Annotated in this window: 15 protein-coding genes, 1 tRNA gene and 1 CRISPR repeat array; of the genes, 7 read left to right on the forward strand and 9 right to left on the reverse strand. The window is 68.9% G+C overall.

Translation table 11 applies throughout. From position 1 onward, the window contains the following. Positions 1-154: 154 nt before the first annotated feature. The 4 genes from ACGLYG10_RS14340 (at position 155) to ACGLYG10_RS16270 (ending at position 2,525) form a co-directional block, all read left to right on the forward strand. Positions 155-1,015 carry an aldo/keto reductase gene (locus tag ACGLYG10_RS14340; RefSeq protein ID WP_073333472.1) on the forward strand — a complete coding sequence of 287 codons (861 nt, stop codon included), beginning with the start codon at positions 155-157 and terminating at the stop codon, positions 1,013-1,015. Between the two features lie 128 nt (positions 1,016-1,143). After that, positions 1,144-1,602, forward strand: coding sequence for a cell division protein CrgA (locus tag ACGLYG10_RS15655; protein WP_083565959.1), 459 nt, complete (start codon positions 1,144-1,146; stop codon positions 1,600-1,602). Positions 1,603-1,611: 9 nt separating this feature from the next. Further along, complete coding sequence (locus ACGLYG10_RS14350; RefSeq protein ID WP_073333474.1) at positions 1,612-2,370, forward strand: class E sortase; 759 nt, start codon at positions 1,612-1,614, stop codon at positions 2,368-2,370. Then, positions 2,370-2,525: a hypothetical protein gene (locus ACGLYG10_RS16270; protein WP_170866533.1), complete on the forward strand. Its 156-nt coding sequence runs from the start codon at positions 2,370-2,372 to the stop codon at positions 2,523-2,525. Before ACGLYG10_RS14350 ends, ACGLYG10_RS16270 begins: the two co-directional genes overlap by 1 nt. Positions 2,526-2,581: 56 nt before the next feature. Here the strand turns inward: ACGLYG10_RS16270 and pknB are convergent, their stop codons facing one another. The 7 genes from pknB to ACGLYG10_RS14385 are packed head-to-tail and all read right to left on the reverse strand — an operon-like array spanning position 2,582 to position 11,314. Continuing rightward, entirely contained in the window at positions 2,582-4,408 is a 1,827-nt protein-coding gene (gene pknB / locus ACGLYG10_RS14355; protein WP_083565961.1) for a Stk1 family PASTA domain-containing Ser/Thr kinase, read from the reverse strand. Next, complete coding sequence (locus ACGLYG10_RS14360; RefSeq protein WP_073333477.1) at positions 4,405-5,691, reverse strand: serine/threonine-protein kinase; 1,287 nt, start codon at positions 5,689-5,691, stop codon at positions 4,405-4,407. Before ACGLYG10_RS14360 ends, pknB begins: the two co-directional genes overlap by 4 nt. Further along, positions 5,688-7,181, reverse strand: a complete 1,494-nt coding sequence (locus ACGLYG10_RS14365; RefSeq protein ID WP_073333479.1) for a peptidoglycan D,D-transpeptidase FtsI family protein — start codon at positions 7,179-7,181, stop codon at positions 5,688-5,690. Before ACGLYG10_RS14365 ends, ACGLYG10_RS14360 begins: the two co-directional genes overlap by 4 nt. Then, complete coding sequence (locus tag ACGLYG10_RS14370; RefSeq protein ID WP_073333482.1) at positions 7,178-8,707, reverse strand: FtsW/RodA/SpoVE family cell cycle protein; 1,530 nt, start codon at positions 8,705-8,707, stop codon at positions 7,178-7,180. Before ACGLYG10_RS14370 ends, ACGLYG10_RS14365 begins: the two co-directional genes overlap by 4 nt. Further along, positions 8,704-10,152, reverse strand: a complete 1,449-nt coding sequence (locus tag ACGLYG10_RS14375) for a PP2C family protein-serine/threonine phosphatase (protein WP_083565963.1) — start codon at positions 10,150-10,152, stop codon at positions 8,704-8,706. Before ACGLYG10_RS14375 ends, ACGLYG10_RS14370 begins: the two co-directional genes overlap by 4 nt. Further along, positions 10,149-10,610 carry an FHA domain-containing protein FhaB/FipA gene (locus ACGLYG10_RS14380; RefSeq protein ID WP_073333484.1) on the reverse strand — a complete coding sequence of 154 codons (462 nt, stop codon included), beginning with the start codon at positions 10,608-10,610 and terminating at the stop codon, positions 10,149-10,151. The genes ACGLYG10_RS14375 and ACGLYG10_RS14380 overlap by 4 nt, the downstream gene beginning before the upstream one ends. Next, entirely contained in the window at positions 10,607-11,314 is a 708-nt protein-coding gene (locus tag ACGLYG10_RS14385) for an FhaA domain-containing protein (RefSeq protein ID WP_073333487.1), read from the reverse strand. Before ACGLYG10_RS14385 ends, ACGLYG10_RS14380 begins: the two co-directional genes overlap by 4 nt. A 478-nt stretch (positions 11,315-11,792) precedes the next feature. Between ACGLYG10_RS14385 and ACGLYG10_RS14390 the strand changes: the two genes are divergently transcribed. Further along, positions 11,793-11,879: transfer RNA gene (locus ACGLYG10_RS14390), tRNA-Leu, on the forward strand. A 328-nt stretch (positions 11,880-12,207) separates the two neighbouring features. On the opposite strand, the gene ACGLYG10_RS14395 is transcribed toward ACGLYG10_RS14390, so the two are convergent. Then, the gene (locus tag ACGLYG10_RS14395; protein ID WP_073333489.1) at positions 12,208-12,621 is read right to left on the reverse strand and encodes a VanZ family protein; all 414 of its coding nucleotides are present in this window, start codon (positions 12,619-12,621) and stop codon (positions 12,208-12,210) included. An 11-nt stretch (positions 12,622-12,632) separates the two neighbouring features. Then, complete coding sequence (locus ACGLYG10_RS14400) at positions 12,633-13,247, reverse strand: phosphoribosyltransferase (protein WP_073333492.1); 615 nt, start codon at positions 13,245-13,247, stop codon at positions 12,633-12,635. 176 nt (positions 13,248-13,423) lie between these two features. Between ACGLYG10_RS14400 and ACGLYG10_RS14405 the strand changes: the two genes are divergently transcribed. Together ACGLYG10_RS14405 and ACGLYG10_RS14410 are read left to right on the forward strand one after the other, a co-directional pair. After that, positions 13,424-14,575 carry an NADH-dependent flavin oxidoreductase gene (locus ACGLYG10_RS14405; RefSeq protein WP_211483027.1) on the forward strand — a complete coding sequence of 384 codons (1,152 nt, stop codon included), beginning with the start codon at positions 13,424-13,426 and terminating at the stop codon, positions 14,573-14,575. A 1-nt stretch (position 14,576) separates the two neighbouring features. Further along, a complete protein-coding gene (locus tag ACGLYG10_RS14410) occupies positions 14,577-15,446 on the forward strand; it encodes an alpha/beta hydrolase (RefSeq protein ID WP_073333497.1) in 870 nt (289 codons plus the stop codon). Between the two features lie 1,568 nt (positions 15,447-17,014). Then, positions 17,015-17,490: direct repeats of the CRISPR family, unit length 37 nt; unit sequence GTCTTAATGCACCTTGAGGTGCGAGGTGCTTCCTGAC. The last annotated feature ends 364 nt before the right edge of the window (positions 17,491-17,854 follow it).

Consider the following 17,854-nt stretch of genomic DNA (forward strand, 5'->3'; position numbering starts at 1 on the left):
CGCAGCCTCACGACGGCGTCCCCCCGCCACGTCCTGGCGGGTGGGCGCCGTCGTGCGTCCGGATCGACCCGCCCTCCTACGCCGTGGCCTCGGTCCTGCAGGTCCGCCACCGGGGGTGTAGCCGTGCTCACGCCGGCGTCGCTAGGCTGACAGCATGAGCACCGCCCTTCCCGCAAAGGCTCTGACGCTCCGCCAGGGCACGTCTGGAACCGAACCCGTCGCCATCCCGCAGCTCGGATTCGGCACCTACAAGGTCACCGGTCCCGACGCCGAGCGTGCCGTCACCGCCGCCCTCGCGGTCGGCTACCGGCATATCGACACCGCCCAGATGTACGGCAACGAGGCCGGCGTCGGCCGGGCCCTGGCGGCCTCCGGCATTCCGCGCGAACAGCTGTGGATCACCTCAAAGCTCAACAACCCCAACCACCGGCGTGACGACGCCCTGCGCAGCTTTGACGCCACCATGGCGGACCTGGGCCTGGACGTGTTGGACCTGTTCCTGGTGCACTGGCCGCTGGCCGCCTCACCCGGCATCGACCTGGTGGACACCTGGCGCACCATGATTGAGATCCTCAACTCCGGGCGTGTGCGCGCCATCGGCGTATCCAACTACCAGCCCGAGCACCTGCACACCATCATCGACGCCACCGGAGTCACTCCCGCCGTCAACCAGATCGAACTGCACCCCTACCTGAACCAGACCGAGTTGCGCGCCGTCGACGACGAACTCGGCATCATCACCGAATCCTGGTCACCGTTGGGCCGCGGTCGGGTACTGGATGACCCCGAGCTGGCGCGCCTCGCCGCCGAAATGGACGTCACCCCCGCCCAGGTCATCATCCGCTGGCACCTGCAGCACGGACTGGTGGTCATCCCCAAGACCACGCATCCCGAGCGCATGCGCGCCAACGCCGACGTATTCGGCTTTGAGCTCACCGACGCACAGATGGCCGCCGTCGACGCCCTGGACCGTGGCCTGCGTACCGGCTCCCACCCGGACCGGGTGCAGATCTGACCCGTTGAGTCGGCCGCGGTTCCACCCGCCGCGCAGATCAGCCGGCGTGTGATCGGCAATCGCTTAGGCTAGGGTCCAGCAAGCTTGAAGTCGCGGGCCGCCGTCGTGGCCCGGTGACCAGTGAGGAGATGCGCGTGGCGCGGACGCAGAACCAGACGGACCAGGGCTCCGGGAAAGCCGCCGACAAGGGCGACGTCAAGGCCAAAACCAAGGCCGGGTCGAAGCTCAAGCCGCGGGGTAGGGCCGGCGACGCCAAGCACCCCCGCCCGGAGCGTTCCGGCAACCCGGCCAAGCGCGCCGCCGCGGAGCGGGCCCGCATGGAGGAGTCCCGGGCCGCCGCCAACCGGGTCTCCCGCGTGCCCCGGAAGGTCAAGGAGACGGGCTCGCCCCGCTGGTACGCGCCGATGATGGTCACGTTCCTGGTGGTCGGTCTGCTGTGGGTGGTGATCACCTACCTGTTCAAGGGTGCCTATCCGCTGCCGTACTTCGTGGAGAACCACGCCAGCGACTGGCTGGTGAACGGCAACCTGTACCTCGGCTTCGCCATCATGCTGGTCGGCTTCCTCGGCCTGCTGCGCTGGAAGTAACGGAGCATCATGACGGCGAGGCACAGGCGGCACGCCCGGCGGCGACGGAGCGTAGTCAACTCGCTCCTACTCGGGCTCGGGGAACTGCTGATCACCGCCGGTTTGGTGGTCGCGCTGTTCCTGGTGTGGCAGCTGTGGTGGACCGGCCTGGATGCCACCGCGAAGGCCGACGCCGTCGCCGCCGACTTCACCCAGACCCAGGTCGAGTCGCCGAACGTGGAGGGCACCCGCCACTACGACGACCCACCCGAGGTGGCACCCGTCGGCTACGGGGAGGTGATCGGCATGCTGGTTGTCCCCAAGTGGTACGGCATCACGAACAACAACATGCCGATCCTGGAGGGCATCGGCGCCGACGTGCTCGACCAGGCCGCCGCCGGTCACTATCCCGACACCCAGCAGCTGGGCGCCGTCGGCAACTTCGCCATCGCCGGCCACCGCCGCACCAACGGCAATTCGTTCCGTCGCATCGACCTGCTGGAGGAGGGCGACGAGATCATCGTCGCCACCAGGGACACCTGGTACGTGTACACGGTCACCAGTCATGAGATCGTCGAGCCGACCGACGTGGACGTCATCGCGCCGGTGCCCGGCCAGCCCGGCGAGGCTCCCACCGAGCGCATGCTGACCATGACCACCTGCCACTCCCTGACCGTCGGCGAGTGGGGCAACGACCACCGCTGGGTCACCCACGCCAAGTTCGAGTATTGGATGGAACGCTCCGAGGGCCGTCCGGCCTCAGTGCTGAACGACGAGGGGGTCAACTGATGTACGGGTGGATCTGGCGCCACCTGCCCGGGCCGACATGGCTGCGCGCCCTCGAGGCGCTCATCCTCGCGGCGGCCGTGGTGCTGTTCCTGTTCGAGGTCGTCTTCCCCTGGGCCAACGAGGTCTGGAACCTGTCCGGCGAGGCGACCGTCTAACCGAACGTCTACGGCTGCGACGGCGACCGCGCTCGCCGGCGGCTCGGGCCTGGGCTCTAGCCGTTGTCGCCGGCAGTGTCGTTGGTGGTCGGTTCGGCGGCCGGTGTCACGGTGTCCGAAGTCGGCTCGGGAGTGGCCGTGGCCGGAGCCTTGTACGTGTAGTGAGTAATGGTGAGTGTCACCGAGCTGTTCGCGTCCACGCTGTTGCCCTCGCTCGGGTCCACTGCGGTGACAATGTACTGATCGTCCTTGCTCTCGTCGTCGGTGGTTCCCTCCACCGTGGAGCTGTTGTAGGTCAGTCCCGCCGCCGTGATCGCGGACTGCGCCTCGTCCTGGGTCATGCCGATAACGTTCGGCACCGTGGTCTTACCGGAGGACACCACCAGGGATACCGACGAGCCGCGCTCAACCGAGGTGCCTGCCACCGGGTCGGTGCGGATGACCGCGCCGGAGGCGACCTCGGTGGAGTCCTCGGTGGTCACGTCGCCCACGCTCAGGCCCGCGTTGGTGATCGCCGTGCGCGCGTCGGCCTGGGATTGGCCGGACACGTCGGGCACGCTCACCATGGCCGAGCCGGAGGAGAAGTGCACGGTGACCGTCGACCCCAGCAGCACCGAGGTGCCCTCGCCCGGGTCGCTGGAGACCGCCAGGCCCGCGTCGATCGTGTCGGAGTTGACGTCGTCGCCCTTCTCGTAAACCAGGCCCAGGTTCTCGATGGCCGACTGGGCATCGGACTCGCTCATGCCGGACACACTCGGCACGGCCACGGCCGTGGCGGACGGCGTCGGCGTCGGTTCGGGACCGCGGCCCAGAACCCCGGAGGCGTACAGGCCCAGCAGCGTGCCCAGGGCGATCAGGGCCACCAGCACGAGCGCCCACACCCACCAGCGACGGCGCGTCTGCTCCTCCTCCTCCGCGGGCGTCTGCTCCTGCGGGGAGGGGGCGGCCGCGGCGGCCTCGGCCTCCTGCGGGAGCACGGTGGTGGCCGCCCAGGAGTCGGTGGCGGGTGCGGCCACATCCAGGCCGCGCGCGGCCGCCAGCAGGTCCGCCCGCATATGGGCGGCATCCTGGTAGCGGTCATCCCGATTCTTGGCCAGGGCCTTGAGCACCACCCGGTCCAGGGACTCGGGGATGTCGGCCGCGATCGACGACGGCGGCTTGGGGATCTCCCGCACGTGCTGGTAGGCGATCGCCACCGCGGAGTCGCCGGTGAACGGCGGCTGGCCGGTCAGCAGCTCGTACAGCAGGCAGCCGGTGGAGTACAGGTCGCTGCGGGCGTCAACCACCTCGCCGCGGGCCTGCTCGGGGGACAGGTACTGGGCGGTGCCGACCACGGCGTGCGTCTGGGTGACGGTGGCGGCGGAGTCCTCCACTGCGCGGGCGATGCCGAAGTCCATGACCTTCACGGCGCCGGCCTGGGTCAGCATGATGTTGCCGGGCTTGATGTCGCGGTGCACGATGCCGGCCCGGTGGGAGTACTCCAGGGCATCCAGCACGCCGGTGGTGATCTCCACGGCCTCGGAGATGGGTACGGCCTCGCCCTCGCCCAGCAGTTCGCGCACCGTGTGCCCCTCCACGTACTCCATGACGATGAAGGGGACCGCGCGGCGGGTGCCGTCGGGCTGGGTCAGTTCCTCCTCACCGGAGTCGTACACGGCCACGATCGCCGGGTGGTTCAGCGCGGCCGCCGACGTCGCCTCCCGGCGGAAGCGCGCCTGGAAGGTCGGGTCACCGGCGATGTCCGAGCGCAGCAGCTTGATGGCGACGATTCGGCTCAGGCGGGTGTCGTAGCCGAGGTGGACCTCGGCCATGCCGCCGCGGCCGATGAGCTCGCGGAGCTCATAACGTCCGGCAAGCATCTGCTGAGGGGACTGAATCGTCACAGTGCCTCCTTTGAAGAGGTGGTGGACACGACCGCATGATCACGGGAGGCGCCCGAGTGCGCTGAAGCAAGGGTACCTGCCGCCACCAGCAGCATGAGCAGGATCAGGATGGTGACCACGATGCGGATGGTGCCGGCCGGCAGGCCGAAGCGCTCGCGGCCCGAGGCATGCCGGGTCGACGCCGTCGCCGGGCTTGAGGCGTTGGCGACGGCGGTGCGGGTGCGGTCTGCGGCCGGGATGGTGCGGGTGGTGGGGGTGGATGACTGGGGGGAGGCGGCGAGGGCGGTCGCAGCCGCCGGCGCCGCGGTGCGGGCGGGTGCCGCGTCGGCCGGCTGCGCGGATGTGGCCCCGGCGGCGTCCACCGCCCGGGAGTCGACGTCCGTCGCAACCGCTGAAACCGCGGCGGCGATGCGGCCGGTCGCGGTCCAGGTGGGCGCCTCGCGCGGGTCCCAGGACTCCGCGGGAAGGTTGATCACGATCCGGTCCAGGCGGCGGGCCAGTTCGCGGGCCGAACGGGGGCGGTCTGCCGGCTTCTTGGCCAGCAGCTCCATCACCACCTCGCGCACCTCTGCCGGCAGGTGGTCGGGCAGCGGCGGCACCGGCTGGTTGACGTGGGCGAAGGCTATGTCCACCTGCGTGGAGCCGGTGAAGGGGCGGTGCCCGGCCAGGGCCTCGTAGGCGATGACCCCCAGCGCGTACAGGTCCCCGGAGGGGGTGGCCATGTTGCCCATGGCCTGCTCTGGGGCCAGGTACTGGGCGGTGCCCATGACCATGCCGGTGGCGGTCATGGGGCGCTGATTGACGCCCATGGAGATGCCGAAGTCGGTGAGCTTGGCCAGTCCCTCCCGGTTGATCAGGATGTTGGAGGGCTTGACGTCGCGGTGCACCACGCCGGAGTCGTGCACCACCTGCAGGGCGCGGGCGACCTGCGCCAGGATCGGCAGGATTTCCTCCGGCGGCATGGCGCCCCGTTCGGCCAGGATATCCGACAGGGCGCGTCCCTGCACCAGCTCCATGACGATCCAGCCGGAGCCGTGCCGCTCCCCGGAGTCCAGCACCACCGCCAGGTTCGGGTGGCGTAGGCCGCGAGAGTTGGCGGCCTCGGCGCGCAGGCGGGACAGGAAGATCTCATCCCCGGCCAGTTCCGGGCGCAGGATCTTCGCGGCCACCGCCCGACCGGAACGCAGGTCGGTGGCGCGCCACACCTCGCCCATGCCGCCCAGGGCGATGCGCTCAACCAACTGGTAGCGGCCCTGCAGCTCTAGGCCGGGTTCGGGTTTCACTGGTCCACCGCCGCGTCGATCACGGAGGCGGCGATCGGGCCGGCGACCGAACCGCCGGTGCCGGTGGTGGCGGTCTGCTCACCGCCGTCGAGCACGACGGCGACGGCGACGGTGGGATCGGCGATGTCCGTGCCGGCGAAGCCGACGAACCAGGTGACCGGGCCGCCCTCGGCCGATCCCGTCTCGGCGGTGCCGGTCTTTCCGGCCACCGTCACGCCGGCAACCTGCGCGGTGGTGCCGGTGCCGTCGGTGACCGCCTGCTGCATCAGCTCCGACAGGGTCTGCGCCGTGGAGGAGTCGATCGGTGTGCGGGCCACCTTCGGCGTGGCGGTAGACACGACCGACAGGTCGGAGTCGAGCGTTTGAGCGATCAGGTAGGGGGTCATCTGGTCGCCGCCGTTGGCGATGGTGGCGGCCACCGTCGCCATCATCAGCGGCGTGACCCGCACGGAGGCCTGCCCGATGCCGGCCATGGCGGTCTGTGCCTGCGAGTCGTTGGCCGGGTAGGTGGACGGGGTGACCGTCAGCGGTATGTCCAGGTCCTCGCCGAAGCCCCAGTTGGCGGCCTCCGTGGCGAGCTCGTCGTCGCCCACATCCATGGCCAACTGGGCGAAGGGAGTGTTGCAGGACTGGGCGAATGCCTCGGCCAGGGTGACGGTGCCGTTGCCACAGGACTCGCCGGCGTAGTTGGACAGGGCGTGGTTGGTGCCCGGCAGGGTGAGGGTGTCCGGCGCGTCCATCTCCGTATCCGCGCTCGCCTCCCCGGTGCGCAGCGCGGCGGCGGTGGTCAGGATCTTGAAGGTGGATCCCGGCGGGTACAGGTCCCCACCGATGGCCCGGTTGACCAACGGTTTGGCGGGGTCATCGTTCAGGGACTCCCAGGCCGACTGGACGGTGTCGGAGTCGTGGGCGGCCAGCAGGTTGGGATCGTAGGAGGGGGAGGAGACCAGGGCCAGGATCGCGCCGGTGGACGGGTCCAGGGCCACCACGGCGCCCCGCCTGCCGCCCAGCGCATCCCAGGCGGCCTGCTGCACTTGCGGGTCGATGGTCAGCTTGATGGCGCCGCCCTGTTGGGTCTCCCCGGTCACCAGGGACTTGATGCGGCTGGAGAACAGGGAGGGGTCCTCCCCGTTGAGCACCGAGTTCGCGGTCAGCTCCAGCCCGGTCATGGAGGAGAAGGAGGTGGAGAAGTAGCCGGTCAGCGGGGCGTACAACTGCCCGCCCGGGTACGTGCGCTGGTAGGTGTAGGCGTCGTCGGAGGGTTCGGAGTCGGCGATCACGGTGTCGCCGGCCAGGATTTGGCCCCGGTCGGTGCCGAACTGGGCGTAGACCATGCGGGCGTTGCGCGAGTCCGTGGTTAGTGTGCCCTGCTGGGAGGAGGACTCCCACAGGGCCGGCCGGTTCAGTCCCTGCACGCTGGTCAGGGAGGCTGCCAGGGCCAGCACCATGACCAGCACCAGCACGGTGACCTGGCGGATCTGCCGGTTCATGTGTCACCCTCCTCATCCGCGGGACGGTGGGGAGCAAAGGCGGGCGGTTCGGCGTCGGCCCGCTCGGGGGCCGCCTCGGGTCGGGCCGGGGTGGGCGCGTCGTCGGCGTCCTGCACCTGCTTGCGCAGGGAGGCGGGCAGGTCGGCGGTGTCGATGATGCGGGGGGCGGCCGCGGCGGGGCGACGGGCGGCGTCGGACAGGCGCACCAGCAGCGCCAGAATGATCCAGTTGGCGATCAGCGAGGAGCCGCCGTAGGCGAGGAATGGGGTGGTCAGGCCGGTCAGCGGGATCAGCCGGGTGACTCCGCCGACCACCACGAACACCTGCAGGGCGATGGTGAAGGACAGGGCGGTGGCCAGCAGCTTGCCGAAGCCGTCCCGCAGGGCCAGGGCGGTGCGCAGACCCCGCTGCACCAGGATCAGGTAGAGCATGAGGATGGCGAGTGTGCCCGTCAGTCCCAGTTCTTCACCCAGGGAGGCGACGATGAAGTCGGAGTTGGCGAAGGTGGTCAGGTTCGGATAGCCCTCACCCCAGCCGGTGCCCATCAACCCGCCGTAGGCCATGCCGAACAGGCCGGTCACCAGCTGCCAGGAACCGCCCGGCATCTCGTAGACGGACGGGTCCATGGCGTGCAGCCAGGCGGTGATGCGCTGCTGCACGTGGGCCAGGTGGGTGGCGGCGAACCAGGCGGCGGGCAGGAACAGGGCGGCGCCGATCACCAGCCAGCTGGGCCGGTCGGTGGCCACGTACAGGGTGACCACGAACAGGCCGAACAGCAGCACCGAGGAGCCCAGGTCCCGCTGCAGCACCAGCACCAGGATGCTTACGCCCCACACCACCAGCAGGGGCGCCAGGTGCCGGGCGCGCGGCAGGTTCATTCCCAGCAGCCGCCGACCCGCCAGGGCCAGGTTGTCCCGGTTGGAGACCAGGTAGGAGGCGAAGAAGATCGCCAGCAGCACCTTGGTCAGCTCCGCCGGCTGGAAGGACATCGGTCCCAGGTGAATCCAGATGCGGGCGCCGTTGACCTCCGTGCCCAGCCCGGGCACGAACGGCAGCACCAGGAAGCCCAGGCCGCCCCACATGGCCCAACTGTCCCAACGGCGCAGCAACCGGTGGTCGCGCATCAACAGCACCAGGCAGAACAGGATCACCCCCAGGGCGGTCCATATCGCCTGCTTGGTGCCGTAGTCGTGAACCTGCCCGGTGCGCTCGTAGGACAGGTCCAGTCGGTGGATCATGGCCAGGCCGATGCCGTTGAGGGCGACCGCCGTCGGCAGGAGTACCGGGTCCGCCCACGGGGCGGTGCGGCGCACCCACAGGTGAACCACCAGGCACACCGCGGTCAGGGCCGCCGCCAGCCGCAGCGACTGGGCGGGGGATGCGCCGGTGCGGTTGAGGGTCGTCAGCATGAAGGCGGTCAGGCCGATGACCAGGGCGATCAGCAGCAGGCCGGCCTCGGCCCAGCGGCCCGTGTGGCGCGACGACGCCGAGGCCGGAACCGATGCGGGACGGGCGGGGGAGGTCATGTGCTCGACTCCCGCTGCCCCGGCGCGGCGGGGCCCAGGGCGCGGGTGGAGGAGGAGCCGGCGCCCCGGCTGGATGCGGACGTGGGGGCCTGGGTGGCCGTCGGCGTCGGCGTAGCGGTCGCGGTCGGTACTGGGGTGGGGGTGGCCGCCGGCTCCTGAACCAGGTTATCCATCACCGTGGTGCGCACGTACTGACGGGCGGCGTCCAGGGAGGGCTGCTGCACGGTCCGCTCAAGGGTGGCCAGAATCTGTGAATTCAGCGCATCAACGGTGGGCTCGTCATAGGTCTGGACCACGTGGCTGAGGGAGATCGGACCGATCTCCTGCGGGATGCCCTGATAGATGACGACGCGGTCGTTCAGCGTGGTCACGTAGTACTGGGACTGGGTCCACTGGTAGCCGAGGACACCCGCACCGAGCAGGGCCAGCACCAGGATCAGGGTGGCGATGATCGAGCGCAGCCGACGTTTGCGGCGCCGGGCGAGCTGGCTTCGCGCCTGGGCGGCGATCGCCTCCTCCTCGGTGGTGTCGCTGGGGGCCGGTTCGGAGTCCAGGCCCGCCACCAGGGCGGCGGCCTTCGCGGCCGGCGTCGTCGCCGGGGTCGTGTCCGGCGGATCCGCGGAGACGGGGGGCTGCTCCCCCGTGGCGGCCTGCCGCAGGCGGGCGCGGCGGTTGGCTGCGGAGCCGACGATCTGCGTGTCGGTCTGCGGCTGGGGGTCGTTCTCGACGACGTCGAACACCACCACGGTGACGTTGTCGGGACCGCCGGCGCGCAGCGCCAGGTCGATGAGCTGGTCGCCCGCCTGGCCGGGGTCATCGACCGTGGCCAGCACCTCGCCGATGGTGTCGGCGGAGACCGGACCGCTCAGCCCGTCGGAACACAGCAGCCAGCGGTCGCCGGGCACCGCCTCACGGATGGACTCGTCCAGCTGGACGTCGCCCTCGGCGTCGCCGAGCACACGCAGCAACACGGAGCGCTGCGGGTGTCGGCGTGCCTGCTCGCGCGTCAGACGGCCGGTTTCCACCAGGTACTCCACGAAGGTGTGGTCGGTGGTGACCTGGGTGAGTTCGCCGCCGCGCAGCAGGTAGGCGCGCGAGTCACCCACATGCACCATGGCGAGTTTGTTGCCCGAGCGCATGATCGCGATGCAGGTGGTGCCCAGGCCCGCGAGGTCGGGGTTGTCGGCGGACAGCGAGACCAGGTCGGCGTGCGCCTCCTGGACGGCGCTTCGCAGCAGGTCCAGCAACTCGCCGGCCTGGTGGGAGTCGGCGTCCAGCGGCACCAGGTGCTCCACCGCGACGGCGGAGGCGATGTCTCCGCCGGCGGGGCCGCCCATGCCGTCGCACAGGAGCATCAGGTGCGGGCCGGCGTAGCCGGAGTCCTGGTTGGAGGCGCGGACCAGCCCGACGTCACTCCTGGCCGCATAGCGCAGGGAGATGGTCATGGCCGCAGCTCCAAGGTGGTCTGGCCGATTCGCACCGGCACTCCGACGGGCAGTTCAACGGCACCGTACACGGGCCGCCCCGCAAGCGTGGTGCCGTTGGTGGAGGACAGGTCCTCCAGCCACCAGGCGCCGTCCTTGGGGAATACGCGGGCGTGTCGGGAGGACGCGTAGGAGTCATTGAGCACCAGCGTGCAGTTCTGGTCGCGTCCAATGGTGATGGAGGTGGGGGTCAGGGGCACCATGGAGCCCGCCAGGGGCCCCTCGGTGATCACCAGGCGGGTGGGGCCGCGGTTGCGGCCGGCCGCGGCGCCGGCGTCCCGGCGCAGACCTCGCCGTCGGGTCGGGGTGGCAGACACGTCGGCCACGTCGCGGCGCAGCACGCGTACGACGAAGTACACGAACACCCACAGCAGGACTAGGTAACCCAGCCGGGCGATGGTGAACGCGAGCTCACTCACCCGTTGGCTCCTGTGCCTTGGGTACCGTCCCAGAACATGATCCGGGTGCGGCCGATGGTGAGCGTGTTGCCGTCCAGGAGGGTGGCGGCGTCGACCCGGTGGCCCTCCACGAAGGTGCCGTTGGTGGAGCCGAGGTCGGTGGCGATCGCATGCCCCTGGGTGAGGCGGATCTCCAGGTGGCGGCGGGAGACGCCGGAGTCATCGACGATGATGTCCGCCTCGCTGCCGCGGCCGATCACGGTGACCGGGCCGGTGAGCAGGTAGCGCTGCCCGTCGATGTCCAGGATGGGATGGGTGGGGGAGGCGGTGGCGGCGGCCGCGGGTGCGGCGGCGCCACGGCGGGTGGAGGAGTCGATCTCGATGTTGGGGGGCGTCAGGCCCACGTCGGGGATGAAGGAGACGTCAACCGGTCCGACGAAGGAGTAGCCCTGCTCGCCTGCGTGGGTGGTGGCGGTCTCCTCCATCTGCCGCACCATCTCATCCATGCCCCAGGTGTTCAGGCGCTCGATGTCGCTGGGGGCCAGGTGGATGCGGAAGACGTTGGGCACCACGGAGCGGTCGCGCGCGAAGGAGGCGGCGCGCTTGTCCATCGTCTCGCGCAGCTTCGAGGCGATCTCGATGGGCTCGACGTCATCGGAGAACCGGGACATGGCCCGATTGGCGACGCTGCCGACGCCCTTCTCGAACTTGTCCAGGAGACCCATGGACTACCTCCCCGTGTGTTTCACAGCGGCTGCGGCGCCGCCGCTTCCGTCCGCGAGGCGGGCGGGCGCCCGGCACGCGGCCTGATTCGGCCACGATACTGGGACTGCCCGTGGCGTGTGTACGCCTGGACGGAATCCAGGGGTGACCTGCCCCAATCGTAACGGGTGAGGCGCTTACACCGGGAAGGTGGGCGCGATGGCCGTGTTGCGATCGGGACGTTACCCGGAGTGGCGGCTGGGCGGGGCCGGGCTGGTGTCTCGGAGCAGGTGTGGGGCTCGGCCGGGGAGGACTCGGTGCCGCCCCCTGTCACCGGGAACCTGGCTCGAGGAGTCTGGGCGGGTGGGGAGCGCTGCTCGCCCGGCCGGACCGTGTGCCGTGCAAGCGGTCCGCCATGTGGGTGAGCGGTTTCACGGTCGGCGGCGGCGGTCTGGATTGGACGCGGGCGCCTGCGAGCCGCTAGCATCAACACACGTCGACGCGCGAGTGGCGGAATTGGTAGACGCGCACGGTTCAGGTCCGTGTGATCTTGCGATCATGGGGGTTCGAGTCCCCCCCCGCGCACCAGGGAAGGCCCGGAGCTGGTTCACCAGCCCGGGCCTTTGTCGTGTTCGGCGAGACCGATGCCGGTTTCGTGTTCGCCGGACCCGGCCTATCCCGGTCGAAGGTGCCGACATGAACACGCCTTCGCGTCAGATACACGAGTTTTAGAGGTTTGCACGTGTTCGGCGCCCGCAAAGCTCTAAAACTCGTGTATTCGCGAGGAACTCGTGTACGAGACGAGGCCCGGCGGCCCGACGCCCGAGAGCAGACCGCTCGCACCGGCGTCGGAACCGATCAGGCCCACCCAGCGGCCCGGCAACCGAGGGCAGACCTACCCCCGCGGCGGCCGACCCTAGACACGGCGGGTATCTGTTCCGCTAGCCCGGCGGCGGCGCGACAGCAGCCCGGCCAGCGCAACGCCCAACCAGGCGCCGACGCCGTTCTGGACGACGTTGAACAGTGATGGCCGACGGTCGAGCGCCGGCAGGGCCCACTGCATCAGTTCCGCGCCCAGGCTGAGGGCACAGCCCGCGAGCACCCACGTCCACCAGGGCACGCGTGGCCAGCCCAGGCAAGCCAGGAAGGTCAGCGGCACCAGCATCGCGAGGTTCAAAGCGATGTCTTTCCCCGCCGGCGTGAGAAACCAGGGACCCAACCCGGCCTTGACGGCGGCGACGTCCCCTCCCGATGGCCACAGCACCGCGAATAGGACCACGAGCAGATAACCGGCGGCCAGTACGCGGGCCGTGCGGTACCCGGACCGCATATCGCGAGCCCTCAACGCCCTACACGCTCGTCCAGCTGGTCGGTGCCCTCCTGATCCAGCGACGAGGGCGTGATGACCGGCAGGACCGACCAGGGGAAGTTGATCCACTTATCGGTCACCCGCCAGCAGTAGTCCGGCGCGAAGATGCTGCGCGGCTTGCGGTAGATCACCGCGCTGCGGGCGTCCACGGCCACGGTCTCACCGCCCAGGTCGAGACCCCGGTGCTGCAGCAGCTCCATGACCATCTTCAGTGTCTTGCCGGAGTCAGCCACGTCGTCGACCACCAGCACCTTCTTGCCCGGCAGGTCCGAGGCGTCCATGAGCGGTGGCAGTACCACCGGCTCCTCCAGCGTCTGGCCCACCCCGGTGTAGAACTCCACGTTGATGGCGCCCATGGCCTTGATGCCGATCGCGTAGCCGATGGCGCCGGCGGGGATCAGGCCGCCGCGGGCGATGGCGATGATCAGGTCCGGCACCCAGCCGGAGGCCACGATCTGCGCGGACAGTTCGCGTTCGGCGCGGCCGAACAGCTCCCAGGTGAGCTCTTCGCGGTCGGGGGCGGCGTCCGAGGTGGCGCCGTCGTCGAAGGGAAGGGTGGTCGAGGCGGGCTTAGTAGCGTCGGTCACTCTGCGAATCGTAGCGGCCCGCAGCGGCGCGGATCGCGAGTGTCGCGAGGCGACCGGTGACGACGACGTGACCGGGTAGACGGTCGCTGACGGGATATGACGCGGCGTCCCACGGGTTGTGGGAGGCAAGCCCGGTCGGCGCCGGCCGGGACCCATCCCATAGAGAGGCATCCACGATGAGTGAGATGAACCCGAAGTACGCGCCGCTGTTCGAACCCCTGGAACTCAACAACGGCGTGACGCTCAAGAATCGGCTCGTCGTGGCGCCGCTGACGATCTACGACTCGGGCGCCGACGGCGAGCTGACCGACGCCGCCCGCAGCTTCTGGAACGACCGCTTTGAGGGCTTCTCCCTGTTCATCGTGCCGTTCACGAATGTGGCGCCGGGCGGCATCGGCTTCGAGTCCCCCAACGCCTTCGACTCCCGGCACCTGGCCACGCTCAAGGAGTACGCGGACATCGCTCACGCCCAGGGGGCGCTCGCCGTCGTCCAGCTGGCCCATTCCGGGCTGCACGCCCGCAGGGAGATGACCCAGGGGCACGACGTCGTCTCCCCCACAACGGCTCCCTTCGCCGGCTCGCGGGCCATGACCGACGACGAGGTGCGCGGCCTGGTAGACGCCTACGCCCGCGCCACCGAGCTGAGCCTTGAGGCCGGCCTGGACGGCGTGGAGATTCACGGCGCGAACGGCTGGCTGGTGCAGCAGTTCTTCTCCGGCAACACCAACCTGCGCACCGACGACTGGGGCGGATCGCGCGAGAAGCGGATGGCGCTGCCGCTGGCGGTCGTGGACGCCGTCGACGCCGTGCGCCGTCGGCACGACCGGCCCGACTTCATCGTGGGTTACCGCTTCTCCCCGGAGGAGCCCGGCGAGCGCGGCCTGACCATGGCGGACACCTTCGCCCTGGTCGACGCCCTGCTGGACAAGCCGTTGCAGTACCTGCACGTGTCCCTGTGGGACTTCTACAAGAAGGCGCGTCGGGGCGCGGACACCTCCCTGACCCGCATGCAGTTGCTGCACGAGCGCATCGGTGGGCGGCTGCCGTTGATCGGCGTCGGCAACCTGTACACGGCCGACGACATGATTCGCGCCTGGGACACCGGCTGGGCTGAGCTGTTGGCCATCGGCAAGAGCGTCCTGCTCAACCCGCACCTGATCGAGCTGATCCGTACCGGCCGCGAGGACGAGATCGAGACGACCTTCGACTGGGACAAGGCCGACACCTACCGCTACACGCAGGCCATGCTGGAGGGTACCCGGATGGGGACCGACTTCTATCCGCGCTCCAAGCAGTTCAGCCCCCGCTACCGCAGCGAGGACTACTGAGATGCCGGGGCTGCGCCGCCCGCGCGCCCTGACGGTGACCACCCGGCGGGGCAGCGTGCTGGACGGGGCACTGTTCCCGGCTCAGGCCGCGGACACGGTGGTGATCGCCATCACCGGCATCCACGGCAACTTCTACTCCAACCCCTTCTACATCACCTTCGGGCGGACGCTCAACCTGGCCGGCATCGACTTCGTGTACGCGCAGACGAACGACGCCTTAAACGAGATCCCCGGCACCAACGCGGTGACGGGGCAGGAGGAGGTCATCGGCTCGTGGAACGAGGACTTCGCCTTCAGCGACGAGGATCTGGGGGCTTGGCTGGACTACGCGGAGGCCGCCGGCTATCGGCGAATCGTCCTGGCCGGGCACTCCCTGGGCGCCAACAAGGTCATCTACTACCTGGCGCGCCACCACGATGAGCGGGTGGAGCACTTCCTCCTGCTCAGCCCCGCGAACCTGCGCCACCTGACCAACCAGGTCACGGCGCAGGAGCGGGCCGTGGTGCGCGACTACGTCGACCGCGGCCTGGGGGAGCAGCGGCTGCCGTTCCCCTTGATGGGATGGGTGCCCTGCCGCGCGGAGACCGCCCGCCAGTGGCTGTACGACAACATCCTGGACAACGTGCACGTGGAGGCCGACGCCGACTTCAGTCAGGTTGCCGCCATGCGGCACACCGGCGCCATGCTCATCGGCACCTATGACCGGTTCACCTATGGCGACCCGGCGGGGTTCCTGGCGACGATCAACGAGCACACCGCCGACCCGGAGGCGAACGAACTGGTGCTGATCCAGGGCACCGGCCACACCTACCAGGGCAAGGACCAGGAGGTCGCGGACGCCATCGTGCGTCTGGTGCGTGCCTGGGCCTGAGCGGTGCGACCCGGTGCGTAGGTACGGGTGCTTCGCACTGAAGTCGGCTGAAGTGTCCGGATTCGGGACAAACGGCGTTCGGAGCGACGTGGTCCGCTTGAGAGTCCGCATGATTTCAACGATCTTCAATGTTGTCACGGCAGCTGCCGGCGCGTTTGTCCCGGATCCGGACATCCCAGGCTCTCCGCGTTTGTGGGGGTGGTGGTTCGGGCCGGCGGTCGCGGTGTGGTGGTCGTGTTTGGGTGCGGGAGGTCGACGTCGGGATGGCGAGGTCGTTCTCGGGTAAGCGAGGACGTGTGCGGGCTGATGAGGTTGTGTTTGGGAGGTCGTCGTCGGGCGTATGAGGTCGTGTTCGGGCGGATCAGGACGTCGTCGGCGCTGTTGTGGGTACGGACGGTTCGTGTGTTCCGGTGACGGTTCGTCAGGTAGCAGCAACGGTTCGGCATGAACGACGACGGTTCGTGCGTCTACCCCACGAACCGTCGTGTGTGATGTCTCAGGACATCGGTGACAGTTTTGTGTCAGGACATCGGTGGCACTTGGTGTGTCAGGACATCGGTGACACTTGGTGTGTCAGGACATCGGTGACACTTGGTGTGTCAGGACATCGGTGACAGTTGTGGTGGTTCGCGGGGCCGGCGCGGTTGGAGCGTGGGCTGGGGGTCGTGGTGGCGGCCGCTGTAACCCACGGCTAGATTCGGCCGGGGACAGCCCGGGGGCCTCTCCAACAGCGTCGGCGATCCAGGGCTTCGTCGTCGGGTGAGGTCCCGCTTTACGGTCGTAGCACGCCGACCCGGCCAGGCGCCAGGAGCCACCAGCCGATGGCGCGCTGGTCGCAAGAGGCGGCCACCGCCCCCCGTACGGGGCGTCATCAGGCCACCGGACGATCGCCAGACGCACACGCGGATCAACACCACTACTGTTGGACTTCCTGACTGAGCTCATGCGCCCAAAAGCACACCAGAACTGTCACCCCCAACAACCCCCGAACTGTCACCGATGTCCTGAGACATAACACCCACGAATCGTCGTCGGATGTGCTGAATCGTCGACCGCAACGCACGAACCGTCAGGCTGGACACGCGAACGTTGACCCGAACGCAGGAGCTATCGTGCCTGGCCCGCCGTGGTTCAGCGGACACCCCGGCCCAACTCCCGTCAATCGCACCGCGTACCGCGCAGCCGGGGTACGCGTGCTCACCACCACCCGGCGAACCACCAGCCCCAGCCCACCACACCCCCGAACACGAAGAGCCCGTATGCCCGACGATGAACCGCCTCTTTGTGGGGGCATGGAGGTTGGCGGTGCGAGCATCTGAGGTGGGGCGGCGTCGCGGACGTAGAGCGAGTGGGATTGAGGCCAGAGTCCGATCATTGGGTACGCCCCTTAGGCCTCTACTACGCCAGTTTGACCTCCGCTGAAGAGCCCAGAACCCTTCAGCAAACACCTAACCGGCGTAGTAGACGACGTCAGCGCTAAGCACGCGGGCGAGCCGACTCCCGGCTTCATCCACACCCTCAAACGCGAAGCGCCCTACAACCTCGATGCCGAGACCATGCCTGACAAAGTCTTAATGCACCTTTGGGTGCGAGGTGCTTCCTGACGCGCGAGCTGGGCGAGTTTGAAGGCCCCGACTGGGGGTCTTAATGCACCTGAAGGTGCGAGGTGCTTCCTGACCCCCGACCCCACGAACCCGTGGGGTCCGCTGCCCCGGTCTTAATGCACCTGAAGGTGCGAGGTGCTTCCTGACGCCGTCACCATTACCCCTGACCCAACCGTGCAGGTCGTCTTAATGCACCTTGAGGTGCGAGGTGCTTCCTGACGCGGCTACGTCCACTTCGACGAAAACCACAACCTGGTCTTAATGCACCTTGAGGTGCGAGGTGCTTCCTGACCCGAATGGACTGACCTCGAGGCATCGTTGCAGATTCTGTCTTAATGCACCTTGAGGTGCGAGGTGCTTCCTGACGGTATGCACCCATACCCCTACCAGCAACGGATACTAGGTCTTAATGCACCTTGAGGTGCGAGGTGCTTCCTGACCCCTACCCCTGGAAACCGCGTCATACCGCCACTTCCAGAGGTGAGATCGCCACCGACCCCGCAAGCACCCCACGGGACCGACTGGCACCAGGCCAAAACTACCACCTTTCGTTGAAAACACGCCAAGCGCCACCGACACCCCTCCAAGCCCCTCCAGCCACCAACTTTCAACGAAGTCATGCGGAAAAGTCGGGGTCAAAACGCACCAATCTTTGTACCGTAGACCGAATTGTGACCATCCGGCGAGCGCCACACCAGCCCCACACACCTCAACAACTCCACACACCACACCCGCCACCGCCGCTCTCGCCACCTCCAGGCGTCCCCGCAGCACCGACGCTACCGCAGCAGGCGACCGCGAGCA

The organism is Actinomyces glycerinitolerans (assembly GCF_900098745.1).
GTDB lineage: Bacteria > Actinomycetota > Actinomycetes > Actinomycetales > Actinomycetaceae > Actinomyces > Actinomyces glycerinitolerans.

What these genes read in the sequence shown, in the direction of transcription:
- ACGLYG10_RS14405 (WP_211483027.1), top strand. Translation starts at nt 13,424, where the DNA reads ATGAGTGAGATGAACCCGAAGTACGCGCCGCTGTTCGAACCCCTGGAA.
- ACGLYG10_RS14395 (WP_073333489.1), bottom strand. Translation starts at nt 12,621, where the DNA reads ATGCGGTCCGGGTACCGCACGGCCCGCGTACTGGCCGCCGGTTATCTG.
- ACGLYG10_RS16270 (WP_170866533.1), top strand. Translation starts at nt 2,370, where the DNA reads ATGTACGGGTGGATCTGGCGCCACCTGCCCGGGCCGACATGGCTGCGC.
- ACGLYG10_RS14385 (WP_073333487.1), bottom strand. Translation starts at nt 11,314, where the DNA reads ATGGGTCTCCTGGACAAGTTCGAGAAGGGCGTCGGCAGCGTCGCCAAT.
- ACGLYG10_RS14350 (WP_073333474.1), top strand. Translation starts at nt 1,612, where the DNA reads ATGACGGCGAGGCACAGGCGGCACGCCCGGCGGCGACGGAGCGTAGTC.
- ACGLYG10_RS14375 (WP_083565963.1), bottom strand. Translation starts at nt 10,152, where the DNA reads ATGACCATCTCCCTGCGCTATGCGGCCAGGAGTGACGTCGGGCTGGTC.
- ACGLYG10_RS14365 (WP_073333479.1), bottom strand. Translation starts at nt 7,181, where the DNA reads ATGAACCGGCAGATCCGCCAGGTCACCGTGCTGGTGCTGGTCATGGTG.
- ACGLYG10_RS15655 (WP_083565959.1), top strand. Translation starts at nt 1,144, where the DNA reads ATGCGCGTGGCGCGGACGCAGAACCAGACGGACCAGGGCTCCGGGAAA.
- ACGLYG10_RS14410 (WP_073333497.1), top strand. Translation starts at nt 14,577, where the DNA reads ATGCCGGGGCTGCGCCGCCCGCGCGCCCTGACGGTGACCACCCGGCGG.
- ACGLYG10_RS14340 (WP_073333472.1), top strand. Translation starts at nt 155, where the DNA reads ATGAGCACCGCCCTTCCCGCAAAGGCTCTGACGCTCCGCCAGGGCACG.
- ACGLYG10_RS14370 (WP_073333482.1), bottom strand. Translation starts at nt 8,707, where the DNA reads ATGACCTCCCCCGCCCGTCCCGCATCGGTTCCGGCCTCGGCGTCGTCG.